Genomic DNA, 21500 nt, shown 5'->3' with positions numbered 1-21500 from the left:
AACCAGAACTGGAAAGGCCGCCAGCCCATGGCCGTCGCCGCCAAGAATATTCCCGCGCCCGACCTCGTCCCCATCCGTCGCGCGCTGCTCTCCGTCTTCGACAAGACCGGTCTGATCGATTTCGCCAGGGCGCTGGCTTCGGCCGGCGTCGAGCTGGTCTCGACCGGCGGCACCGCAAGGGCACTTGCCGAGGCAGGCATGGCGGTGCGCGACGTGTCCGAGCTCACCGGCTTTCCCGAGATCATGGACGGCCGCGTCAAGACGCTGCACCCGTCGGTGCATGGCGCACTGCTTGGCGTGCGCGACGATCCCGAGCACGCCGCGGCGATGCGCGACCACGGCATCGAGCCGATCGATCTCGTCGTCTCCAATCTTTATCCGTTCGAGGAGGTGCGTCGCTCCGGCGCCGACTACGCGGCGATCGTCGAGAACATCGACATCGGCGGCCCGGCGATGATCCGTGCCTCGGCCAAGAACCACGCCTATGTCGGCATCGTCACCGACCCCGATGACTATGCCTCGGTGCTCAACGCGCTGGAGATGAACTTCGGCTCTCTGTCGCTGGATTTCCGCAAGAAGCTGGCAGCCAAGGCCTTTGCCCGCACCGCCACCTACGATGCGGCGATCTCGGGATGGTTCGCCGAGGCGCTTGAGATCGAGCATCCTACATGGCGCGCCTTCGGCGGCAAGCTGCAATCGGTGATGCGCTATGGCGAAAACCCGCATCAGGGCGCCGGCTTTTATGTCAATGGTGACAGGCGGCCGGGCGTCGCCACGGCGCGCCAGCTTCAGGGCAAGCAGCTGTCCTACAACAACATCAACGACACCGACGCTGCCTTCGAGCTGGTCGGCGAGTTCGATCCGGCCCGCTCCGCAGCAATTGCCATTATCAAGCACGCCAACCCGTGCGGCGTCGCCGAAGGCGCTTCGCTCCAAGCGGCCTATGCCAGGGCGCTGGCCTGCGACCCGGTCTCGGCCTACGGCGGCATCGTCGCCATGAACCGCATTCTCGATGCCGCAACCGCCGAAGAGATCGTCAAGACTTTTACCGAAGTGATCATCGCACCGGAGGCGTCCGAAGAAGCAGTCCGCATCATTGCCGCCAAGAAGAATCTACGCCTGCTGGTCACCGGCGGCCTGCCCGACCCGCGCGCCGCGGGCCTTGGCTTGAAATCGGTTGCTGGCGGCTTGCTGGTCCAGGGCCGCGACAATGCGGTGGTAAATGACCTCGACCTGAAAGTGGTGACCAGGCGCGCTCCGACGCCGGCCGAATTGGCCGATCTGAAATTCGCCTTTCGCGTAGCAAAGCACGTCAAGTCGAACGCCATCGTCTATGCCAGGGATGGCGCCACGGTCGGCATCGGCGCCGGCCAGATGAGCCGGGTCGATTCCTCGCGCATCGCCGCGCGCAAGGCGCTCGACGCCGCCGAGGCTGCCGGTCTGACGGAGCCTTTGACCAAGGGCTCGGTCGTCGCCTCGGATGCCTTCTTCCCGTTCGCGGATGGGCTTTTATCGGCAATCGAGGCCGGCGCCACCGCCGTCATCCAACCCGGCGGCTCGATGCGCGACGACGATGTCATCGCCGCCGCCGATGCCCACGGCATTGCCATGGTCTTCACCGGAGTGCGGCACTTCCGGCATTGAACTCCCTCCCTTCCCCTTGTGGGAGAGGGGAAGAGCAGCTCACTCCGCCGGCCGATCCGCCGGATAGGGCGTGCCTATCAGGATCGCCATGCCGGCGCCAAGGAACAGCACGATCGCCGCCATGCCGAGCCGCGCCGAGCCGCTGGCCAGGGTGATCGTGGCCACCATGAAGGGTGCGGCAAAACTCGTTGCCCGGCCGGCCAGCGCATAGATGCCGAAATAGCGCCCCGATTCGGCTGCTGTGACGCTGCGCGCCATATAGGAGCGCGACGACGCCTGCACCGGCCCGAAGGCAAGCCCGATCAGCAGGCCGTAGAAAATGTAGGCCTTCTCCGCCGCCGTGCCGAACAATCCGCCGCCGTCCAGTCCGGGCATAACCCAGGCACCGAACAGCGTGTAGCCCGGTCCGGTCGAGACGATGCCGATCGTGGCAATGCTCAGCATGACGAGCGAAATCATCACTATGGTCTTGGAACCCAGTGCTGTGTCCAGGCGTGCGGCAACCAGGCAGCCGACGATGGCAACGACGTTGAGGATGATGCCGAACAGGCCGATCTCGGTAATCGACCAATGGAACATCGCCGCCGCAAACGTTCCGCCCAGCGCCAGCAGCGCGTTGACGCCGTCCTGATAGATCATGCGGGCGACGAGAAAGCGAAAAATGCCGCTGCGCTTGCGCACTTCGGCCAGCGTCGACTTCAGTTCCGACAGGCCCTCGCGTACCGCCGGCCCGATTGGAATGCCTTTGATCGCATCAGGCGTGAAGAAGAACATCGGCAGAATGAACAGGAAATACCAGGCCGCCGACAACGGTCCGGTGGCGCGTGCGTCCTCGCCGAGCCTGGGGTCGAGGCCGAAGATCGGGTCGAGCCCGACGACGGTCTTGCCGGTTTCAGGCGAGCCGGCCATGACGGTAACGACAAAGATCAGTGCGATCATGCCGCCGAGATAGCCGAGCCCCCAGGCCATGTTCGAGATCCTGCCGATGTCGCTCTTCGGCACCAGGCGCGGCATCATCGAATCATTGAACACGGTCGAGAATTCCGCCGCGACCGACGCCAGCGAGAACAACGCCACGACCAGAAAAAGATTAGAGCCGGGCGCGGCGAACCACAGCAGGGTGAGGCAGGTGATCTTGACCGCGGCGAAGAAGGCTATCCACGGTTTGCGTGGTCCGGTCTGATCGGCGATCGACCCGAGCACCGGCGACAAAACGGCAATGACAACGCCGGCGGCGGCAATGCCGTAGCCCCAGGCCGCTTGCCCGGTCTCCGGATTGCTGGCCATGCGCGAGACGAAATAAGGACCGAAGATGAAGGTGGTGACGACCGTGAAAAACGGCTGTGCCGCCCAGTCGAACAGCATCCATCCCCAGATGCCGCGTCCCGATGCCCGCTGCACTGCCATCTCAGCCATGTCCCCTCCGCTGGAGCTTGCTCAATGCCGATCGAATCGGAATGACGCTCCGTCTTCTTGTTGAGCACGATCTTGTCCAAAAGCCGATCGTCACTTTTTGGGATCACGCTCCGGCGCTCCCCAAAGCAGCGCGCCATTTGCTCTATAGCTCAGTCCTTCCCGGCAATCCCGCGCGATGTGGAAGACGTCTCACAGCTGCGTCAGATCACTCATCAGGCCGGACGCCACCGACAGCCTCGACACGGTGATGTCGCCGCCCTCGGTCAGAGCCTGCAGCCGCTCGCGGATGCGTCCGACCCGTTCGCCACCGGCCTCCAGCCATGCTGTCACCGGATCCGCCGCCTCGGCATGACTGGTGAGTGCCGCCACGGCGATGCCGCGCCTGGCCGCGCCGATCGTGTCGGTGGCGCGGGAAAGCGCCAGTTGATCGTAATAATCCGAGGGCATGATCGCGCGCGCCGCATCTTCGACGCGCGGGATGCGGAAGACATCACTGACTGCAAAAAACGCCTTGGCGGCAGCGACGATGCCGGCATTTGCCGTCCGCGCCGTCAGCGCAATGTCGGGGATGAGTTCCGCCACATCGGTCAACGCCAGTTGCTCGGCGAGGCTCTCGGGCGCGCCGCCCTTCGACAGGCTGTGCCGCCGCTCCTCGATCCGCTCGCGCGAGAAGGCCGGCAGCAGCGAAGCGAGCTTCGGCTCCAGCGCCTTGCGCGCATCCTGCAACTCGGCGATCCGCTGCCCGAGCGGTGCGGTGCCGGCATCGTTCTTCAGGTACCAGCCGCTGGTCACATAGATCAGCCGGCTGACCGCCTGATAGAGGTCGAGCTGGATCTGTCCGTCGATCTGGTTGTCGAGCGCGTCGATCTGGCGATAGAGCGCCGGCAGTGCAAAGCCATCCCGCACCACGGCGAAGGTGCGCACGACATCGGCGGCATTGCGCCCGGTCGCCTCCTGCAGCCTGTTGACGAAGGACGGGCCGCCGCGATTGACCAGATCATTGGCGACGACACGGGCGATGATCTCGCGACGCAGGCGATGGCCGTGGATTTCCGCAGCATATTTCTTCGCCATGCGGTCGGGAAAGTAACCCATCAGGTCGCGGTCGAAATGCGGATCGTCCGGCACGTCGCTGGCGACGATATCGGAAAACAGCACTATCTTGGCATAGGCAAGCAACACGCCGAGCTCGGCCCGGGTCAGCGGCTCGCCGCGCGCTTCGCGCTCAGCGAGAGCCGCCGGCGACGGCAGCGTCTCGACGGCACGGTCGAGCAGCCCGCGCGCCTCGAGCGCCTCCATGAAGCGGCTCTGATGGGCAATGTCGGCAAGGCCGCGCTTACGGGCAAGGGACAGCGCTAGCGTCTGCTGGTAATTGTTGGACAGCACCAGGGCGCTGACCTCGTCGGTCATCTCGGCCAGCAATTTGTTGCGCGACGGCCGGGTCAACGATCCCTTGCGCATGGCGGAAGCCAACGCGATCTTGATGTTGACCTCGACGTCTGAGCAGTTCACGCCGCCCGAATTGTCGATCGCATCTGAGTTGCAGCGGCCGCCATTCAATCCGAATTCGATGCGCGCCCGCTGCGTGACGCCGAGATTGGCCCCCTCGCCGATGACCTTGGCACGCAGCTCCAGCGCGGTGATCCGGATCGCGTCATTGGCACGGTCGCCGACGTCCTGGTTGGTCTCGCCCGATGCCCTGACATAGGTGCCGATGCCGCCGAACCACAAAAGGTCGGCCGGCGCCTTGAGGATGGCACTCATGATCTCGACCGGCGTGGCCGTTGTCTTGCCGAGGCCGATCGCTGCAGCCGCGGCGGCCGGCAAGGTGATCGACTTCTGGCTGCGCGAGACGATGATGCCGCCTTCGGACAGCTTCGTCTTGTCGTAATCCTGCCAGCTTGAGCGGGCGAGAGCGAACATACGCCGGCGCTCGGCCATCGAAGCCGCCATGTCGGGATCGGGATCGATGAAGATGTCGCGATGATCGAAGGCGGCGATCAGCCGGGTCTGCTCCGACAGCAGCATGCCGTTGCCGAACACGTCGCCCGACATGTCGCCGACGCCGACGACGGTGAACGGCGTGGTTTGGATGTCGCGGTTCATCTCGCGGAAATGCCGCTTGACCGCTTCCCAGGCGCCCTTCGCAGTGATGCCCATCTTCTTGTGGTCATATCCGGCCGAACCGCCGCTGGCGAAAGCGTCGTCGAGCCAGAAGCCGTGCCGTTCGCTGATGGCGTTGGCGGTGTCGGAGAAGGTCGCCGTGCCCTTGTCGGCGGCGACGACGAAATACGGATCATCCTGGTCGCGCCGCACCACGCCGGCCGGCGGAATGACGCCGTCCAGCCCGATATTGTCGGTGATCGACAACAGGCTGGAAACATAATTCTTGTAGGCGGCCGTGCCGGCCTCGAAAATGGCGTCGCGCCCGGCGCTCATCGGCAGCTTTTTCGGGTAGAAGCCGCCCTTGGCGCCAACCGGCACGATCACCGCATTCTTGACCTGCTGTGCCTTGACCAGGCCGAGCACCTCGGTGCGATAGTCCTGCGCACGGTCCGACCAGCGCAGGCCGCCGCGCGCGACCGGACCGAAGCGCAGATGCACGCCCTCGACCTCGGAGCCGTAGACGAAGATCTCCCGCCATGGCCGCGGCGCCGGCAGCCCGTCGACCGATTGCGAATCGAGCTTGATCGCCAGTGATTGGCCCTTCTCTTTCGTATCGGTAACGAAATGATTGGTGCGCAACGAGGCTTCGATGAGGTTCAGATAACGGCGGATGATGGTGTCGTCGTCGATGTTGGGAACGTCTTCCAGCGCATCCGTGATCTTGGCCTTCAGATGTTTGGCCTGGCCGACGCCTTCCGTTTCAGCCGTCGGGCCGAGGCGGGCGACGAACAGCGCATGCAGGCCGCGGGCGATCTCGGGATAACGGTTGAGTGCGGCGGCGATAAAATCCTGGCTCTGCGGGATACCGGCCTGCTGCAGATAGCGGCCATAGGCGCGCAGGACGGTGATCTCGCCCGACCACAGGCCGGCGGTCTGGGCAAGGCCGTTATAGCCGTCATTGTCGACATCGCCGCGCCAGACGGAAAGGAACGCATCCTCGAACAGCGCGCCGCCATTGCCGAGGTCGATCGGCCTGCCGTAGCTGTTCTCGAGTTCCATGTCGTGGATGAAGACCATGCCGGGCTGATCACCATTGATCATGCCGGATTGAATGACGCCGACCTCGAAAGTGCGCTCGCTGATGACGCGGAAACCGATGTTTTCCAGCACCGGCACGCGCCGCGACAGCGCCACCGGGCTGCCATGGTGATAGATCTTCAGCGCCGCCTGATGCGGCTTCTGTTCGGCGTGACGGTAATAGTCGATGGCGATCGGATTTGACGCGTCGAGCTTGGCGATGCGCCCGGCGTCGGCCAGCGCCACGGACGGCGGAAAACTGTCGCGATAACTTTCCGAAAAACGCGAGGCAATGGCCGTGAGTCTGGCATCGGCGCCGGTCTCTGTCGCGGTCTCGCGCAGTGCATCGTCCCAGGTCCGTACGATGTCGCGGATCGCCGCCTCTATCGTCGCCTGCTCGACCTTCGGCGTCTTGCCGCCGGAGCGGCCGATGATGAAATGGACGCGCGCCAGCCCGCCTTCCGGGAAGGCCGGATAATAGGCCGACAGCCGGCCTTCGAAGACGGTCTTCAGATAGGTGCCGATCTTCTCGCGCACGACGCTGTCGTAGCGGTCGCGCGGCACGAAGACGAGCACGGAGACGAAGCGGTCGAACTGGTCGACACGCACCAATGCCCTGACGCGCGGCCGCTCGATCAAGCCCAGTATGGCTTCGGCATGCTTGCGCAGGATCGGCACCGGAACCTGGAAAAGCTCGTCGCGCGGATAGCTCTCCAGCACGTTGATCAAAGCTTTGCCGGAATGATCTTCAGGGTTGAAACCGGATTTGGCGATGATGGTTTCGGCTTTCGACCTGAGATAGGGGATCTTCATCACCGAGCGCGTATAGGCGGTCGAGGTGAACAGGCCGACGATGCGCAGCTCGCCCGAAAGCACGCCCTTGGCGGTGTACGTCTTGACGCCGATGTAATCGAGATAGATGCGGCGGTGCACCGATGACTTGGCGTTGGCCTTGGTGACGATCAGCGGTTCCGGCCCATGCAGGAAGGCGCGGATCTCCGGCGTCGTGCTCACCGCCTCGGTGCCGCGCCTGAGCACCAGCACGTCGGGATCGGAAAGGATGCCGAGGCCAGGCTTTTCGGCGCGCTCGAGCATGCCGCTCGTCTCGCCGCCGGTGTAGTTGAATTCGCGCATGCCGAGAAAGGTGAAATTGTCGTCGCGCAGCCATTCGAGGAAGGCGATCGCCTCGGTGACATGGGCCTTGTCGAGCGGCACTGGCGAGTAGCGGAATTCCGAGATCGCCCGGTCGAGGCGGGCGAGCATCGGCTTCCAGTCGGTGACGGCGGCGCGCACCTGGCCGAGCAGCTTGGTCAGGCGTGCGGCCAGGCCTTCGGCCTGCTCGGCCGAAAGGCGGCCGATATGGACGTGGATGACGCTCAGCCGGTCATGGCTGTGGTCGCCTTTGGCATAACCGCCATCGCCGAGGATTTCCTCGACACCGTTCTTGCCGTGCCTGACGACGATGACCGGATGGGTAACCAGCAGCGGCTCGCCGGCGCTTTCTGTAATCTCGCCGAGGACGGAATCGAACAGGAACGGCATGTTGTCGTTGACGACGGTGATCACCGTCATCGGCCGGCCCTGGCGGACGACACCGGAATCGACGTCTATGGCAACAACGCAGTCGTCCTTCTTGTGCCTGGCGACGGCGCGACCGGCGAGTTCGGCAGCGCGTTCGAGATCGATGACGTCGTAGGCGGCGACATCTTCGGCCGGAGCTCGGGCCAGCAAGTAATCGGCAAGCCTGCCGGGCTTTTCGCCGCCCGCGGCTTCACCCCTCGTCAAGCCGGCTTTTTTCAACCGGCTCGCTGACCTTACGCTGGCCATGAATCCCTCCCGTCACATGTTTTTGCGGCTATGCTAACAGATGACCGGTATTTGGCGACAAAGGTTTGACGGCTTGCGACGAAATGTCGGAATTCACCGGCAGCCTGGCGAAAAACGAGGAGAAATCCGCCATGACGGACAAAATCACCGCGCTTGACCTGGCACCGGCGGAGCTGAGCGACGCGACCAAGGCTTATTTCGCCAAATGCCGGGAGAAGCTCGGCCTCGTTCCCAACGTGCTGCTCGCCTATGCCTTCGATGAGAAGAAGCTGCGCGCTTTCACCGACATGTATAATGATTTGATGCTGGGTGAATCCGGCCTGTCGAAACTCGAGCGCGAGATGATCGCGGTGGCCGTCTCGTCGGTCAACCATTGCTATTATTGCCTGGTCGCGCATGGCGCGGCGGTGCGCCAGCTTTCCGGCGACCCGGCCTTCGGCGAGATGATGGTGATGAATTTTCGCGCCGCCGAGCTGTCGGACAGGCAACGCGCCATGCTCGAATTCGCGGTGAGGCTGACCGAACAGCCGGCAAAGATCGTCGAAGCGGACCGGGCGGCGCTGCGGCAAGTCGGCTTTTCCGACCGCGACATCTGGGACGTCGCCTCGACCGCGGCGTTCTTCAACATGTCGAACCGGCTGGCATCGGCAATCGACATGCGGCCGAACGATGAATACCACGCGATGGCGCGATAGGGCACCGCTGTTGCGAGCCAACCGCACATTATATTAGCTACTTCGCATTCTCGTTGCTTGTTTGCCGGTTTGGTCCGATGATCGGCATGCGGCATGACCGCATGCCGGTTCGATGCCGCCGATCAGAGGAGGAGAACATGGCGAAATTTCTCTACGTCTATCACGGCTCGGGCAAGATGCCGACCGAGGAGGCCGAACGGAAGGCAGCAATGGATGCCTGGAACGGCTGGTACGGCAAGCTTGGCTCAGCCGTGGTCGACGGTGGCAATCCAGTCGGCATGTCGAAGACCGTGCTGCCTGGCGGCAAGGTCGAGAACAATGGCGGCAGCAATCCGACCGCCGGTTACACCATCATCGAAGCAAAAGACATCGACGATGCCGTCGGCAAAGCCAAGGATTGTCCTATCTTGACGGACCCGGGTTTCAGCGTCGAGATTGCGCCGATAATCGAAATGGGTTGACGCGCCGGCTCAGGACCGTGCCGCGATCGCCGCCGCAGCGCCGGCCATAGTGCCGGCGCTGACGCGGTTGGCGATCTTCATCGCCCGCTTGCTCCTCAAGAGCTTGCGCGCCTGCGATGCGGCGAGCACCCATGTCAAATCGATGGCGACCAGGACCACGGCCATGGTCGCCGTCAGCTCGACCCAGCCGACCATGCTGACCGAACCGAGGTCGATGATGGTCGGCAGCAGCGCCAGATAGAACATCATGATCTTGGGGTTGCCGAGCGTCACCGCCATGCCCGCAAAGAACAGCTTGGCGGGCGAATCTTCGCGCGGCAGCGAACCTTCCTTTGCCTCGACCGGTGCCGTCCACATCTTCCAGGCAAGCCAGCCGAGATAGGCGACGCCGACCCACTTCACGACGACAAAGGCGAAGTGAAAGGTCTGCGCCACCACGGCGAGGCCGAACACCGCCAGTGACAGCCAGATCGCTTCGCCGATCCACATGGCAAGCAGGAACGGAAACACGTCGCGAAAGCCCTTTGCGATGACCCGCGCCACAAGAGCGGCGATCGATGGGCCGGGCGAGCCGGCGGCAACAAGCAGGGCGCCGGCAAAAATCAGCAGCGACGTGAAATGCATGACGCGGTCTCGTTTGAAATGTTTGGGTGTTCAACATAACCCAACTGTTCCGGCGACGGTAGCGTCTACCGAATGAAGGCTTGTCGGCCAGGCACCTCACGGCTAGAGATGTCGTCCCGAAATCCTTTCCGAGCTTCACTTTGCCTACGTAACCGCCGGTCTCGTCAACTCCCCCAACACAGAGCAGGGCGTCGCAGTCGCGGTGCCTGTTTTCACATCACGTGTTCCTCAGGGTGGCGGTTCGAGACCGGTTTGGCACTGCTGAACCGCTGTTGCGCATAGCCACCCGCGACACCTGATTTCCAACTGCCGCAGTCTCTCGCCACGCCGTGCCCGCAAGGGTTCTCGATATCGCCGATCTGACGAACTTCCCGACGGGAAGGGCTTTTCGGCATGCCTTCGACACTGCGTATCCGCTGGGCGATCGCGCCCAAAACCGCACCTCGACCTCACCTCAACTGCAATCGCTGCGGCGGCCTGAAAGCCTATCGCTGCAGCGGCAAATTCCGCGTCAATGCCAATGGCAAACGCATTGACGCCTGGTTGATCTACCGCTGCATCGACTGCGACAACTCCTGGAATTTCGGCATTCTGGAGCGCTGCAGCCACCGCGATATCGAACAGGCAATGTTGCAGGCGCTCGAAAGCAACGATCCGGTCCTGGCGCGGCGCCATGCTTTCGATGTTGTCGCACTGCGAAGCAGGATCGGACGCGTCGAGGAGTTTCCTGAAGCCATCGTTCATAAGCAGGTGCTCGGGGACAGGCCGGAAACACCACCGTTCTCGAACTTCAGCTCTGGCTCGAAATGCCGACAGCGCTGCGGCTCGACCGGTTGCTCGCCAGCGAACTCGGTGTCTCGCGATCGCGGCTTCAGGCCTGGGAAGAGAAGCGATTGCTTGCCGTTGGTCCGGACGGGTCCAAAGCCTTGCGCCGGCCGGCACGAGCGGGAACGTCGATCCGTATCGACCTGTCTGGTGAACCAGACCGGGACGACATTGTCGCGGCTGCCGGCGGATAAGATAAAGGGAGGAAGCACGCACGTGCTCCCTCCCTGATAATGGCGGAGAAACGTGGCTTATGCCGCGCCGACCACTTTCGCTGATTTCTCAAAACGCTTGCGCTCGTTCGGGTCGAGATAGAGCTTGCGCAGGCGGATGGTTTTCGGCGTCACTTCGACCAGCTCGTCGTCCTGGATCCAGGCCAGTGCGCGCTCCAGCGTCATGCGGATCGGCGGCGTCAGCTTCACCGCCTCGTCCTTGCCGGCAGCACGGATGTTGGTCAGCTTCTTGCCCTTGAGCACGTTGACTTCGAGGTCGTTGTCCCTGGAATGGATGCCGATGATCATGCCCTGATAGACCTTGACACCGGGGTCGATGACCATCGGGCCGCGGTCTTCCAGGTTCCACATGGCGTAAGCCACCGATTCACCCTGTTCGTTGGAGATCAGCACGCCGTTGGTACGGCCCGGCAATTCGCCCTTGTAGGGTTCATAGGCATGGAACAGCCGGTTCATCACGGCGGTGCCGCGTGTGTCGGTCAGCAACTCCGACTGGTAGCCGATCAGGCCGCGCGTCGGTGCGTGGAAGACGATGCGCTGGCGATTGCCGCCCGAAGGGCGCAGCTCGACCATCTCGGCCTTGCGCTCCGACATCTTCTGCACGACGACGCCGGCATGCTCCTCGTCGACGTCGATGACGACTTCCTCGACCGGCTCCAGCAATTCGCCGTTCTCGCCCTTCTGCATGACGACGCGCGGCCGCGACACGGCGATCTCAAAACCTTCGCGGCGCATCGTCTCGATCAGCACGGCCAGCTGCAACTCGCCGCGGCCGGAGACGAAGAACGAATCCTTGTCCGGCGATTCCTCGATCTTCAGCGCGACATTGCCTTCGGCCTCGCGCAGCAGGCGGTCGCGGATGACGCGGCTGGTCACCTTGTCGCCCTCGGTGCCGGCCAGCGGGGAATCGTTGACGAGGAACGACATCGTCACGGTCGGCGGATCGATCGGCTGCGCGTGCAGCGGTTCGGTCACCGACAGGTCGCAGAACGTGTCGGCGACGGTGCCCTTCGACAGGCCGGCAATAGCGACGATGTCGCCCGCCTGCGCCTCGTCGATGGGCTGGCGCTCGAGCCCGCGGAAAGCGAGGATTTTCGAGATTCGGCCGGTTTCGACCTGGGTGCCGTCATGGTGCAGGACCTTGACCGCCTGGTTGGATTTCAGCGTGCCGGATTCGATACGGCCGGTGATGATGCGGCCGAGGAACGGATTGGCTTCCAGGATGGTGCCGATCATGCGGAACGGCCCAGGATGAACGGTCGGCGCCGGCACGTGCTTGATGACGAGGTCGAACAGCGGCGCCAGAGCCTGGTCCTTCGGACCTTCGGGGTTTTCCGAGACCCAGCCGTCGCGGCCTGAACCGTAAAGGATAGGGAAGTCGAGCTGCTCGTCGGTGGCGTCAAGTGCTGCAAAGAGGTCGAACACCTCGTTGACCACTTCGACATAGCGGGCATCCGGCCGGTCGATCTTGTTGATGACGACGATCGGCTTCAATCCGACCTTGAGTGCCTTGCCGACCACGAATTTGGTCTGCGGCATCGGCCCCTCGGCGGCGTCGACCAGCACGATGGCCGAATCCACCATCGACAGGATGCGCTCGACCTCGCCGCCGAAGTCGGCATGGCCGGGTGTGTCGACGATGTTGATGCGGGTGTCCTTCCAGTCGACCGAGGTCGCCTTGGCCAGGATGGTGATGCCGCGTTCCTTTTCGAGATCGTTCGAATCCATGGCGCGTTCGGCAACACGCTGGTTGTCGCGGAACGAGCCGGACTGTTTCAGAAGCTGGTCGACGAGGGTGGTTTTTCCATGGTCGACGTGCGCGATGATCGCGATATTGCGGATTTTCATGTTTTGGTCTCGGGAGCGTTGCAGGCAGCAGGCCAAAAGGCGCTGCCTCTTTCGGTTGGGCGGCTCATACAGGGTTTTTCGCAATTGCGAAAGAGGAGGCGAGCCACCAAATAAAGTCACCAAATCTTAAATGTCTTGGTGTGAAGTGGAATTATTAACCAAGGCGGAACCTTTCATGGTCCGGACAGTTCGAATTTCATGATCGAGATAGGCAACAGACTCCGGCCGATTTTGGCATGTAGCGCACTCGCCGTCCTCCTCGCGGCAGGCGCGGCGCAGTCGGCGGCGTCGTTCAAGGAGACGCGGACTGCTTTGCCGTCCGACAAGCGGTCGGCGGAGCAGCTTTTTGCCGATGCTCCCGACGGCGTCGATCCGGTGGTGACTGGGCCGGTCAGCACCGCCTTCAAGCAGCGGCAGCAAAATGCCGGATGCGACAGCGCCGTCTGGCCCAACATTCCCGTCGTCTGCTATCCCGATTGATATACGTCCTACCCTCGGGCTGGCCCGAGGGTAGGACGCAATCACTCACGCCGACCGCACCGGATCGAGCGTGACCTTGTAGAGTTCGCTGTCGTCGCGATCCATCAGCCGCACCGTCAACTGCTCGGTGGCGCCGTCGATGTCGACGAGCCCGAAGAACTGCAGGCCGGCCGACGGCGGCAGGTTTTGACCCTGTTCGGCAGTCGGTGCCTTTATGAACTTCAGCTCCGGGCCGAATGTCATGTCGAAACCATTAGGCCCGAAGGTGCCGGAATGGATCGGACCCGAAACGAATTCCCAAAACGGGTTGAAGTCCTGGAACTGCGCCTTGTCCGGATTGTAGTAATGCGCGGCTGTGTAATGCACGTCTGCGGTGAGCCAGACAGTGTTGCTGATACCAGCGTTCTTTATATAGCGAAGAAGGTCGGCAATTTCCAGCTCACGCCCCTTGGCCGGGCCATTGTCGCCATTGCTGACCGCCTCGGCCCCTACCTTCTTGGTGCCGTCGTTCCAGACGACGAGGCCGAGCGGCATGTCGGCGGCGATGATTTTCCAGGTTGCGTTGGAATTCGCCAGTTCACGCTTCAGCCACTTGATCTGCTGTTCACCGAGGATGCGCGATTGCGGCGTCATCGTCTCCTGCATATCCGGACCGTTGGGGCCGCGGTAGGAACGCATGTCGAGGAAGAACACGTCGAGCAGCGGACCATAGACGATCTTGCGGTAGACGCGGCCGGGCTCCGGCGGCTCGTAACGGATCGTCGTCATTTCATGGAAGGCGCGCGCCGCACGTGCCGCCAGCACATGGATCGATTTTTCGGTGTAGCGGTCGTCGGCGCTCAGGTCCTTCGAATCCGACCAGTTGTTCAGCACCTCATGGTCGTCCCACTGATAGAAGGTCGGGCAGATGGCGTTGAGCCCCAGCACGTTCCTGTCCATCAAATTGTACTTCCACTGGCCGCGGTACTCGTCCAGCGTCTCGGCAACCTTGCGCTTCTCGTCGATCAGCACTGTGTTTTTCCATTTGCCGCCACTGGGCAGGTCGACCTCGTCCTTCATCGCGCCATCGGCATAGACCGTGTCGCCCGAATGCAGGAAGAAGTCGGGCGTGTGCTTGGCGATCGTGGCGTAGGTCTTCATGCCGGTCTCGTCGATGCCCCAGCCTTGGCCGGCGGTGTCGCCCGACCAGGCGAAACGAATGTCGCGCTTCGAGGCAGGTGCCGTGCGGAAGCGGCCGACGATCGGCTCGGACACGACATTGATATCGGCAAGATCGGCCGCGACCATGCGGTAGAAAATGTCCTGGTCGGAAGCGAGCTCGGTAAGCAGCCGCTTCACTGTATAATCGCTGGCCGGCGAGGTATCGAGCGGCGCTAAGCGGACGGCATTGGCGAAGCTTTCCGTCGACGACACTTCGAACATGACGCGCGACGGCCGGTCCGTGCGCGTCCAGACCATGCCGCTGGTCGCGTCGACGTCGCCGGACTGGATGCCATGGGTGAAAGCCGGGCGCTGATTGGCGCGCGAGTAATAGGGAAGGGCGAGGCCCGACGCGCCGACCAGGCCAACGGCGCTGGCCGACGTGACGAAAGCGCGCCGCGTCATCGAAATCTTGTTCATGGCTGTCTCCTGGATGGCGTTGAACGTCGCCGCCAAGCTCCAGCTTCAATGTTTCAGGCACATTTCGAAACGATGAAGGTTTGATAACAGTGAACAGGCTGGCGAATCTCCCTCCTTGAGGGGGAGATGTCGCCGAAAGGCGACAGAGGGGTCGTCTCGCGAGAAGCGCCGACCTCCTGCGTCTGCTATACGGGGGCCTGGCCCGGTCGGACCGACCCCCTCTGGCTGCTTCGCGGCCATCTCCCCCTCAAGAGGGGAGATTAGCGCTCAGCCGTTGCAGCTCAAGCCGCCTGCGGTTCCGGATCAAACGCCGGGCGGGCGGTATTGATCAGCAGCGATATGCAGGCGGCGGCTATTGCCGTCATGCCGGCGATCAGGAAGGCAAGCTCGTAGTTGCCTTGCAGCTCGCGCATGGTGCCGCCGAAAAAGGCCGCCGTCGCCGCACCGACCTGATGGCCGGCGACGATCCAGCCGAAGACGATCGGCCCGCTGCGGTCGCCGAACGCCTCGTTGGAAAGCCTGAGCGTCGGCGGCACCGTGGCGATCCAGTCCAATCCGTAAAACACGGCGAAGATGATCAGGCTGGTCGCCGAGAAGCCGGAATAGGGCAAATAGATCAGCGACAGGCCGCGGATGCCGTAATAGACGCCGAGCAGCTTGCGCGGGTCGAAACGGTCGGTGAGCCAGCCCGACAGCGTCGTGCCGATCAGGTCGAAAATGCCCATCATCGACAGCAGGCCGGCGGCCTGCACTTCGCCGATGCCCATGTCGCCGCAAAAGGCGATCAGATGCGTGCCGACCAGCCCGTTGGTGGTGAAGCCGCAAACAAAGAAGGTAGCAAACAGGTACCAGAACACACGCGTACCGGCGGCTCGGCGCAACGTGCTCAGCGTATGCGCGAGGAAATTGCCTTGCGAGGCCGGCGGCACCGGCGGCACGTCGTCGGCCTCGGCACCGTAACGCACCATGCCAATCGCAGCCGGGCGCTCCGGCACCAGCATATAAACCAGCGGCACCAAGGCAGCGGTGGCCACTGCTATGGCAAGGGCGACCGGCTTCCAGCCGCCCGACTGGGCGAGCGAGGCGAGCAGCGGCAGGAAGACCAGCAGCCCGGTGGCGCTGGAGGCCGACATCAGTCCCATCACCAAGCCGCGATTGGTCTTGAACCAGCGGTTGACGATGGTCGCGCCGAGCACGGTGGCGACAGCGCCCGAACTGATGCCGGAAAACACGCCCCAGGTGAGGAGCAGATGCCACGGCTTGGTCATCAACAGGCTGAGCGCGGTCGATCCCGACATCAAAAGCAGCGCAGCAAGCAAGGTGCGGCGCAGCCCGATCCGCTCCATCAGCGCCGCGGCAAACGGCCCGGTCAGGCCATAGAGGAAGATGCCGGTGGCCGCCGCCAGCGACACCACATCGCGCCGCCAGCCGAAACTGTTCTCCAGCGGCAGCATCATGACTGCCGGCGCCGAACGCAGACCCGCTGCGATCAGCAGGCAAAGGAAGATGACGGCGACCACGACGAAAGCGTAGCGCTGGCCAAACGGGCGGGATTGAGCTATCATGTTACTGACCGGTACGTTGCAGGAGCGCGAAACATACGTACCGACCGGTAACATTGTCAACCAGCTAATCGGCAGACCAGGCATGAAAAGCATTGAACCAACGATCAAGGCCAATGACGCACCGCCGCCTCGCGCCGCCGAACGGATTCTCCAGGTCGCGCGCGACCTGTTCTACCGGCAAGGCATCAGGGCGATCGGCGTCGATGAGATCGTACGGCGTGCCGGCGTCACCAAGCCCAGCCTCTACCGCAGCTTTCCGTCCAAGGACGAGTTGGCCGCATCCTACCTCCGGCACTATGACCTCGAATTCTGGGAGCGTTTCGACGAGGCGGTGGACGCCCATCCCGGCGACCCACGCGCCCAGATCGTCGCTTTTCTGACGCGTGTCGGCAAGCGCACGCAAAGGCCCGATTATCGCGGCTGCGGCATGACCAATGCCGCGGTCGAATATCCCGAACCTGGCCATCCGGCCCGCGTCGTGAGCGAGGCCAACAAGCAGGAACTGCGCCGCCGCCTGCGCGCCATGGCGGCAGCGATGGGCGCCGGCGACGCCGACACGCTGGGCGACGGGCTGCTGCTGCTGATCGAGGGCGCCTATATTAGCGGCCAGCTGTTCGGTGCCGGCGGACCGGCGCAGTCGGTGGCCCGCAACGCCGACCTTCTGATAGAGGCAAGCTTGAAGAAATAGTGTTCCGTTTACCAGACCACTGTGAGCAGCCTGGCTTCGTCTAGGCTGCTGTTAAATTTGACGGTACGCTGCGGCAGCCGAACCGAGTTGTCCGCCATGCGCGCGCTTTCGATCCTGCTTGTCCTCGCCGGTTCCTGCCAGGCGGCCCGGGCCAGCGAGATATCCAGCGTCTATACCGATCTCGATTGGGAAAAGGACTGCGTCACCTATGCCCAGGCGGAAGAAGGCGACGGCGACTGGGCCGATCTCGCCTGTTCGGGCTACCGCGGTTACCCGGTGCTGGTTTCCTACGACGACGCGCGGGAATCGCTGTTCTACGGCTTTCCACCTGGCGATATGACCACGGTCTGGGAAAGCTTTTCCGCCCTCAATTCGGCTGGACCCAAAGTCGAGTGGCGGATCGAGACCAACGGCAAAACTGCCATTCCCTTCGCCGTCATTCATCGTCGCTCGATCAGCGATACCGAGGGCGAGAACAAGTCGACGGAAGTGCTGATCGTCGCCAAGGTTGCCCAGCCTGACGCCCACGAAGGCTGCACGATCGGCCTTGTGCTCGCCACGGGCAATCCCGCCGCCAACGATCAAGCGCGCAAGCTTGCCGACGAAAAGGCACGCACCTTCGCCTGCGGCAAGGACAAGCGTGAGGTGCTTGGCAACACGCCCGCTTTCGGCCGCGTCGACAACTGATTACTTGCGCCCGACAATTACTTGCGCTTGGCCCGCTCGATTGCCTCGACGATCATCTTCTTGGCATAGGCGGCATCGTACCAGCCTTCGATCTTGACCCATTTGCCGGGTTCGAGATCCTTGTAGTGCTCGAAAAAGTGCTGCACTTGCTGGCGGGTAATGTCAGGCAATTGCGTGTATTCGTGGACGTCCTCGTAGCGCAAGGTCAGCTTGGGTGAAGGCACCGCGATCACCTTTTCGTCCTGGCCGGCATTGTCCTCCATCACCAGCACGCCGATCGGCCGCACATTGATGACGCAGCCCGGCACCAGCGCGCGTGTGTTGCAGACCAGCACGTCGATCGGGTCGCCGTCGCCCGACAGCGTGTGCGGCACGAAACCGTAATTGCCGGGATAGCGCATCGAAGTGTGCAGGAAGCGGTCGACGAACAGCGTGCCGGCTTCCTTGTCCATCTCGTACTTGATCGGCTCGCCGCCGATCGGCACCTCGATAATGACGTTGACGTCCTCGGGCGGGTTCTTTCCGCTGGCAATCGCTTCGATACGCATCGCTTTATCCCTCTCTCGATTGAAGATCGATAGCGGGCGGCGGCGAATGGTGCAATGCGGCGAATGGTACTGGGGAGATCGTCCGACCGGGAACCGGCCGGATCATGCGCTGGCCGTCATTCCCAGACGAAAGCGACCTTCTTCAGCGCCTTCTGCTCGAAGATCTCGACGCCCTCGGCAACATCGCGGCCACCGGCGCCGGCATAGAAGGCAAGTGCGTTCTGATTGTCTTCCAGCGCCCAGACCACCATGCCTTTCAGGCCATGGTCGGCCAGCCGTGCCCGTGCGGCCGAGAACAGCCGGCTGCCGAGCCCGATGCCTTGATATTCCGGCCGCAGGTAAAGTTCGTAGATCTCGCCCTGCTGCCTGAGTTCGCGGGCGCGGTTCTTGCCGATCGTCGCATAGCCGGCAATTTTGCCGCCGATTTCGACGACCAGGACGGTGGCGGCGCGGCGAATGGCATTCGCCCACCAGTCGGCGCCGCGGCGGTTGATCATCGAGGTCAGCGTGCGGTGCGGGATGATGCCCGAATAGGCGCCGCGCCAGGCCTCGAGATGCACGTCGGCGATGGCGGCTGCATCGCGCGGTTCGGCTTTCCTGATGTCGATGCTCAGCGTATTCATGATTGGTTAACCATAAACCCGCCGCGCCCGATTGCAAGAGTCCGGTCAGCCGCCGCGATGCTTTCACACAGCCGAACGGTGCGTCCTTGAGACGCTGCAAAACTGCTTTCAGCGAGATCAAATCTCGACCAGATGGTCGTCCAGTTCGTTGCTGTCGCCGGTCGAGACCGGAAAATGCTCGGCCAGTACGGCGCCGACCGCTTCGATCGCCTTGATGAAGCCGTCGGCAAGCCGATCGTCGCCGGCATGCGCCGTAAGGTCGCGGACGACACCGTCCCAGACATGCTGGCCGACACGAGAATCGATACCGCTGTCGGCAACCACCTCGGCGTAGCGCTCGGCGATCGAGACGAACACCAGCACGCCAGTGCGCGCTGTGGTGCGGTGGACGTTGCGGGCGAGGAACTGCTTCATCGCATTGGCGTGGGCGGCCTGGTAGCGCAGCCGCCTCGGCACCAAATGGATGCGCAATGCGGGCAATGCCCACAACAGGATGAGCACACTGGCAAGCGCCAGAAGCTCGGCGATGACGAAATGCGGCAAGCGGATCGACAGCCACCAGGCTTCCAGCCCGTAACCGACGCCAAGACTGACGACGAGCATGCCGAGCATCGCCATGAAAGCGGCCGGGAAGAAATAGCCGTCGCTGGCATGCGCCACGACGCAGTAGATCTCGCCGTCGGTCTTTGATTCGGCAGCGCGGATCGCATCGGCGATGCGCTCATGATCCTCGGGGCTGATCGGTCGTGTTGCCATGATTGATGTCTCACCAGCTTCCTGAAGAACCGCCGCCGCCGGACGAACCGCCGCCGCCTGAAAACCCGCCGCCGGAACTTCCGGACGACCAACCGCTGCCGGAACTTCCAGACGACCAGCCACTGCCGGACGAGGTCCCCGACGTCCAGCCACCGCCACCGGAGGGTGACGAAGCTGGCCCACGGCCGTAGCGGAACGTCATGCCCAGCCATTTGTACACGCCCGGCGAGAGTTTCGTGCCGAAGATCGGCGGCAGGAACGCCATTGCCAAGCCGCCGAAGAACATCGTCGCCCAGAGGACGATGAACAGCATGAAGATCGGATCGACAGGATTGTCATTCGCCGGATTGCGCTTGCCGCGCGCCTCCAGTTCTTCGGGATTGCCTTCCAGCACCATGATCATGTCGTCGACGGCCTTGCTGATGCCGCCGGAGAAATCGCCGGCACGGAAGGCCGGCACCATGTCGTTTTCGATGATCAGCTTGGTGTGCAGGTCGGTCAGGGTGCCTTCAAGCCCATAGCCGACCTCGATGCGCATCTTGCGGTCGTTCGGCGCCACCAGAAGCAGGACGCCGTTGTTCTCCTTCGCCTGGCCGAGTTTCCAGGCGCGGAACAGCCGGTTGGCGTAAGGCTCGATCTCCTCGCCGTCGAGGCTGGGAATGGTCGCGACGACGATCTGGTCCGAACCCTTGGTCTCGAACTCGGCAAGCTTCTGCGTCAGCGCCGCCTCGGTCGTGGTATCGATGATGCCGGCACCGTCGACAACCCGTCCGGTCAGCGTCGGCAGTTCGGCGGAAAGGGCCGCGAAGCCGACCAGCAGCACCGCCATGGCCATAAGCGCGGTGCCGGTCATTTTGATGAAACGGCCGGATTCCACCGGGCTGATGGCGTGTCTTGTCATCTCGTCACCAACTTCCCGAAGAGCCGCCGCCGCCGGACGAACCGCCGCCGCCGGAAAACCCGCCACCGCTTGAACCCGACGACCATCCCCCGCCGGAACCTCCCGACCAGCCGCCGGACGACCGCCGGCTTGGCTCGAAGGTCATGCCCAGCCAGCGATAGCGGCCGGGACCGATCTTCTGGCCGAAGATCGGCGGCAGGATGGAGGCTGCGAGGCCGCCGAAAAAGATGATTGCCCAGATGGCTATGAAGATCGTGAAGAACAGATCGTCGCTGTTGAACGGCGGCTGCTGGTTGCGTTGGCCGCGCGCCTCCAGTTCTTCGGGATTGCCTTCCAGCACCATGATCATGTCGTCGACGGCCTTGACGATGCCGCCGGAGAAATCGCCGGCACGGAAGGCCGGCACCATGTCGTTTTCGATGATCAGCTTGGTGTGCAGGTCGGTCAGCGTGCCTTCCAGCCCATAGCCGACCTCGATGCGCATCTTGCGGTCGTTCGGCGCCACCAGCAAAAGCACGCCGTTGTTCTCCTTCGCCTGGCCGAGTTTCCAGGCGCGGAACAGCCGGTTGGCGTAAGGCTCGATCTCCTCACCGTCGAGGCTGGGAATCGTCGCGACGACGATCTGGTCCGAACCCTTGGTCTCGAAATCGGCAAGCTTCTGCGTCAGCGCCGCCTCGGTCGCGGCATCGATGATGCCGGCATTGTCGACAACCCGTCCTGTCAGCGCCGGCAGTTCGGCGGCAAGGGCGGTGAGCGGGAGGAGGAGAAAGGTTAGAACGAAGCCAAAAAAAATCAGGCCGGCGTTTCTTCCCATCCCCCTCTGTGGGGAGATGGCCGGCAGGACAGAGGGGGGCGCGAAGGAATACAAGGCCAACA

General features: G+C 63.1%; 18 protein-coding genes. 7 read left to right on the top strand and 11 right to left on the bottom strand.

What is annotated here, in order from left to right:
* Window positions 1-27: 27 nt before the first annotated feature.
* A complete protein-coding gene (gene purH / locus AC0L2Y_RS18285; protein ID WP_473558369.1) occupies window positions 28-1644 on the top strand; it encodes a bifunctional phosphoribosylaminoimidazolecarboxamide formyltransferase/IMP cyclohydrolase in 1617 nt (538 codons plus the stop codon).
* Between the two features lie 39 nt (window positions 1645-1683).
* Here the strand turns inward: purH and AC0L2Y_RS18280 are convergent, their stop codons facing one another.
* Both AC0L2Y_RS18280 and AC0L2Y_RS18275 read right to left on the bottom strand, forming a co-directional pair.
* Window positions 1684-3060, bottom strand: a complete 1377-nt coding sequence (locus tag AC0L2Y_RS18280; RefSeq protein WP_352489159.1) for an MFS transporter — start codon at window positions 3058-3060, stop codon at window positions 1684-1686.
* A gap of 189 nt (window positions 3061-3249) precedes the next feature.
* On the bottom strand, window positions 3250-8070 hold the full coding sequence (locus AC0L2Y_RS18275; protein WP_473558366.1) for an NAD-glutamate dehydrogenase: 4821 nt from the start codon (window positions 8068-8070) through the stop codon (window positions 3250-3252).
* A gap of 131 nt (window positions 8071-8201) precedes the next feature.
* On the opposite strand from AC0L2Y_RS18275, the gene AC0L2Y_RS18270 reads away from it, so the two are divergent.
* The gene (locus AC0L2Y_RS18270) at window positions 8202-8765 is read left to right on the top strand and encodes a peroxidase-related enzyme (protein ID WP_473558364.1); all 564 of its coding nucleotides are present in this window, start codon (window positions 8202-8204) and stop codon (window positions 8763-8765) included.
* Window positions 8766-8902: 137 nt separating this feature from the next.
* Window positions 8903-9226, top strand: a complete 324-nt coding sequence (locus tag AC0L2Y_RS18265) for a YciI family protein (protein WP_352489156.1) — start codon at window positions 8903-8905, stop codon at window positions 9224-9226.
* A gap of 9 nt (window positions 9227-9235) precedes the next feature.
* Here AC0L2Y_RS18265 and AC0L2Y_RS18260 read toward each other — a convergent pair whose 3' ends face one another.
* On the bottom strand, window positions 9236-9850 hold the full coding sequence (locus AC0L2Y_RS18260) for a LysE family translocator (RefSeq protein ID WP_473558361.1): 615 nt from the start codon (window positions 9848-9850) through the stop codon (window positions 9236-9238).
* 393 nt (window positions 9851-10243) lie between these two features.
* Here AC0L2Y_RS18260 and AC0L2Y_RS18255 point away from each other — a divergent pair, with 393 nt between their 5' ends.
* Window positions 10244-10906: a DUF1062 domain-containing protein gene (locus AC0L2Y_RS18255; protein WP_473558358.1), complete on the top strand. Its 663-nt coding sequence runs from the start codon at window positions 10244-10246 to the stop codon at window positions 10904-10906.
* A gap of 20 nt (window positions 10907-10926) precedes the next feature.
* Here the strand turns inward: AC0L2Y_RS18255 and typA are convergent, their stop codons facing one another.
* Window positions 10927-12756 (bottom strand): translational GTPase TypA, encoded by a 1830-nt coding sequence (gene typA, locus AC0L2Y_RS18250; RefSeq protein WP_473558356.1) that lies wholly within the window; start codon window positions 12754-12756, stop codon window positions 10927-10929.
* Window positions 12757-12954: 198 nt separating this feature from the next.
* On the opposite strand from typA, the gene AC0L2Y_RS18245 reads away from it, so the two are divergent.
* Window positions 12955-13236, top strand: coding sequence for a hypothetical protein (locus AC0L2Y_RS18245; protein WP_352489153.1), 282 nt, complete (start codon window positions 12955-12957; stop codon window positions 13234-13236).
* Window positions 13237-13281: 45 nt separating this feature from the next.
* Here AC0L2Y_RS18245 and AC0L2Y_RS18240 read toward each other — a convergent pair whose 3' ends face one another.
* Together AC0L2Y_RS18240 and AC0L2Y_RS18235 are read right to left on the bottom strand one after the other, a co-directional pair.
* Window positions 13282-14856 (bottom strand): alkaline phosphatase D family protein, encoded by a 1575-nt coding sequence (locus AC0L2Y_RS18240; RefSeq protein WP_473558354.1) that lies wholly within the window; start codon window positions 14854-14856, stop codon window positions 13282-13284.
* 281 nt (window positions 14857-15137) lie between these two features.
* A complete protein-coding gene (locus tag AC0L2Y_RS18235) occupies window positions 15138-16421 on the bottom strand; it encodes an MFS transporter (protein ID WP_473558351.1) in 1284 nt (427 codons plus the stop codon).
* 82 nt (window positions 16422-16503) lie between these two features.
* Here AC0L2Y_RS18235 and AC0L2Y_RS18230 point away from each other — a divergent pair, with 82 nt between their 5' ends.
* Entirely contained in the window at window positions 16504-17109 is a 606-nt protein-coding gene (locus AC0L2Y_RS18230; RefSeq protein ID WP_473558349.1) for a TetR/AcrR family transcriptional regulator, read from the top strand.
* Window positions 17110-17205: 96 nt separating this feature from the next.
* Window positions 17206-17796, top strand: a complete 591-nt coding sequence (locus tag AC0L2Y_RS18225) for a hypothetical protein (RefSeq protein ID WP_473558346.1) — start codon at window positions 17206-17208, stop codon at window positions 17794-17796.
* 17 nt (window positions 17797-17813) lie between these two features.
* On the opposite strand, the gene ppa is transcribed toward AC0L2Y_RS18225, so the two are convergent.
* From ppa to AC0L2Y_RS18200, 5 genes are all read right to left on the bottom strand, one after another.
* Window positions 17814-18344, bottom strand: coding sequence for an inorganic diphosphatase (gene ppa / locus AC0L2Y_RS18220; protein ID WP_023721304.1), 531 nt, complete (start codon window positions 18342-18344; stop codon window positions 17814-17816).
* Between the two features lie 116 nt (window positions 18345-18460).
* Window positions 18461-18967: a GNAT family N-acetyltransferase gene (locus AC0L2Y_RS18215; RefSeq protein WP_023678138.1), complete on the bottom strand. Its 507-nt coding sequence runs from the start codon at window positions 18965-18967 to the stop codon at window positions 18461-18463.
* Between the two features lie 117 nt (window positions 18968-19084).
* Entirely contained in the window at window positions 19085-19723 is a 639-nt protein-coding gene (locus tag AC0L2Y_RS18210; RefSeq protein WP_473558343.1) for a TPM domain-containing protein, read from the bottom strand.
* Between the two features lie 10 nt (window positions 19724-19733).
* Entirely contained in the window at window positions 19734-20576 is an 843-nt protein-coding gene (locus AC0L2Y_RS18205; protein ID WP_473558468.1) for a TPM domain-containing protein, read from the bottom strand.
* A 52-nt stretch (window positions 20577-20628) separates the two neighbouring features.
* Window positions 20629-21438: a TPM domain-containing protein gene (locus AC0L2Y_RS18200; RefSeq protein WP_473558341.1), complete on the bottom strand. Its 810-nt coding sequence runs from the start codon at window positions 21436-21438 to the stop codon at window positions 20629-20631.
* Window positions 21439-21500 lie beyond the last annotated feature (62 nt).

The sequence above is a fragment of the Mesorhizobium sp. WSM4830 genome, from assembly GCF_055811495.1.
Note: the sequence above shows the minus strand (reverse complement) of the source record. Positions and strands in the feature narration are given on the sequence as shown.

Bases quoted from the DNA above. Each gene is read 5' to 3' on its own strand.
- purH (WP_473558369.1), top strand. From the start codon at position 28: ATGGCCGTCGCCGCCAAGAATATTCCCGCGCCCGACCTCGTCCCCATC.
- AC0L2Y_RS18280 (WP_352489159.1), bottom strand. From the start codon at position 3,060: ATGGCTGAGATGGCAGTGCAGCGGGCATCGGGACGCGGCATCTGGGGA.
- AC0L2Y_RS18275 (WP_473558366.1), bottom strand. From the start codon at position 8,070: ATGGCCAGCGTAAGGTCAGCGAGCCGGTTGAAAAAAGCCGGCTTGACG.
- AC0L2Y_RS18270 (WP_473558364.1), top strand. From the start codon at position 8,202: ATGACGGACAAAATCACCGCGCTTGACCTGGCACCGGCGGAGCTGAGC.
- AC0L2Y_RS18265 (WP_352489156.1), top strand. From the start codon at position 8,903: ATGGCGAAATTTCTCTACGTCTATCACGGCTCGGGCAAGATGCCGACC.
- AC0L2Y_RS18260 (WP_473558361.1), bottom strand. From the start codon at position 9,850: ATGCATTTCACGTCGCTGCTGATTTTTGCCGGCGCCCTGCTTGTTGCC.
- AC0L2Y_RS18255 (WP_473558358.1), top strand. From the start codon at position 10,244: ATGCCTTCGACACTGCGTATCCGCTGGGCGATCGCGCCCAAAACCGCA.
- typA (WP_473558356.1), bottom strand. From the start codon at position 12,756: ATGAAAATCCGCAATATCGCGATCATCGCGCACGTCGACCATGGAAAA.
- AC0L2Y_RS18245 (WP_352489153.1), top strand. From the start codon at position 12,955: ATGATCGAGATAGGCAACAGACTCCGGCCGATTTTGGCATGTAGCGCA.
- AC0L2Y_RS18240 (WP_473558354.1), bottom strand. From the start codon at position 14,856: ATGAACAAGATTTCGATGACGCGGCGCGCTTTCGTCACGTCGGCCAGC.
- AC0L2Y_RS18235 (WP_473558351.1), bottom strand. From the start codon at position 16,421: ATGATAGCTCAATCCCGCCCGTTTGGCCAGCGCTACGCTTTCGTCGTG.
- AC0L2Y_RS18230 (WP_473558349.1), top strand. From the start codon at position 16,504: ATGAAAAGCATTGAACCAACGATCAAGGCCAATGACGCACCGCCGCCT.
- AC0L2Y_RS18225 (WP_473558346.1), top strand. From the start codon at position 17,206: ATGCGCGCGCTTTCGATCCTGCTTGTCCTCGCCGGTTCCTGCCAGGCG.
- ppa (WP_023721304.1), bottom strand. From the start codon at position 18,344: ATGCGTATCGAAGCGATTGCCAGCGGAAAGAACCCGCCCGAGGACGTC.
- AC0L2Y_RS18215 (WP_023678138.1), bottom strand. From the start codon at position 18,967: ATGAATACGCTGAGCATCGACATCAGGAAAGCCGAACCGCGCGATGCA.
- AC0L2Y_RS18210 (WP_473558343.1), bottom strand. From the start codon at position 19,723: ATGGCAACACGACCGATCAGCCCCGAGGATCATGAGCGCATCGCCGAT.
- AC0L2Y_RS18205 (WP_473558468.1), bottom strand. From the start codon at position 20,576: ATGACCGGCACCGCGCTTATGGCCATGGCGGTGCTGCTGGTCGGCTTC.
- AC0L2Y_RS18200 (WP_473558341.1), bottom strand. From the start codon at position 21,438: ATGGGAAGAAACGCCGGCCTGATTTTTTTTGGCTTCGTTCTAACCTTT.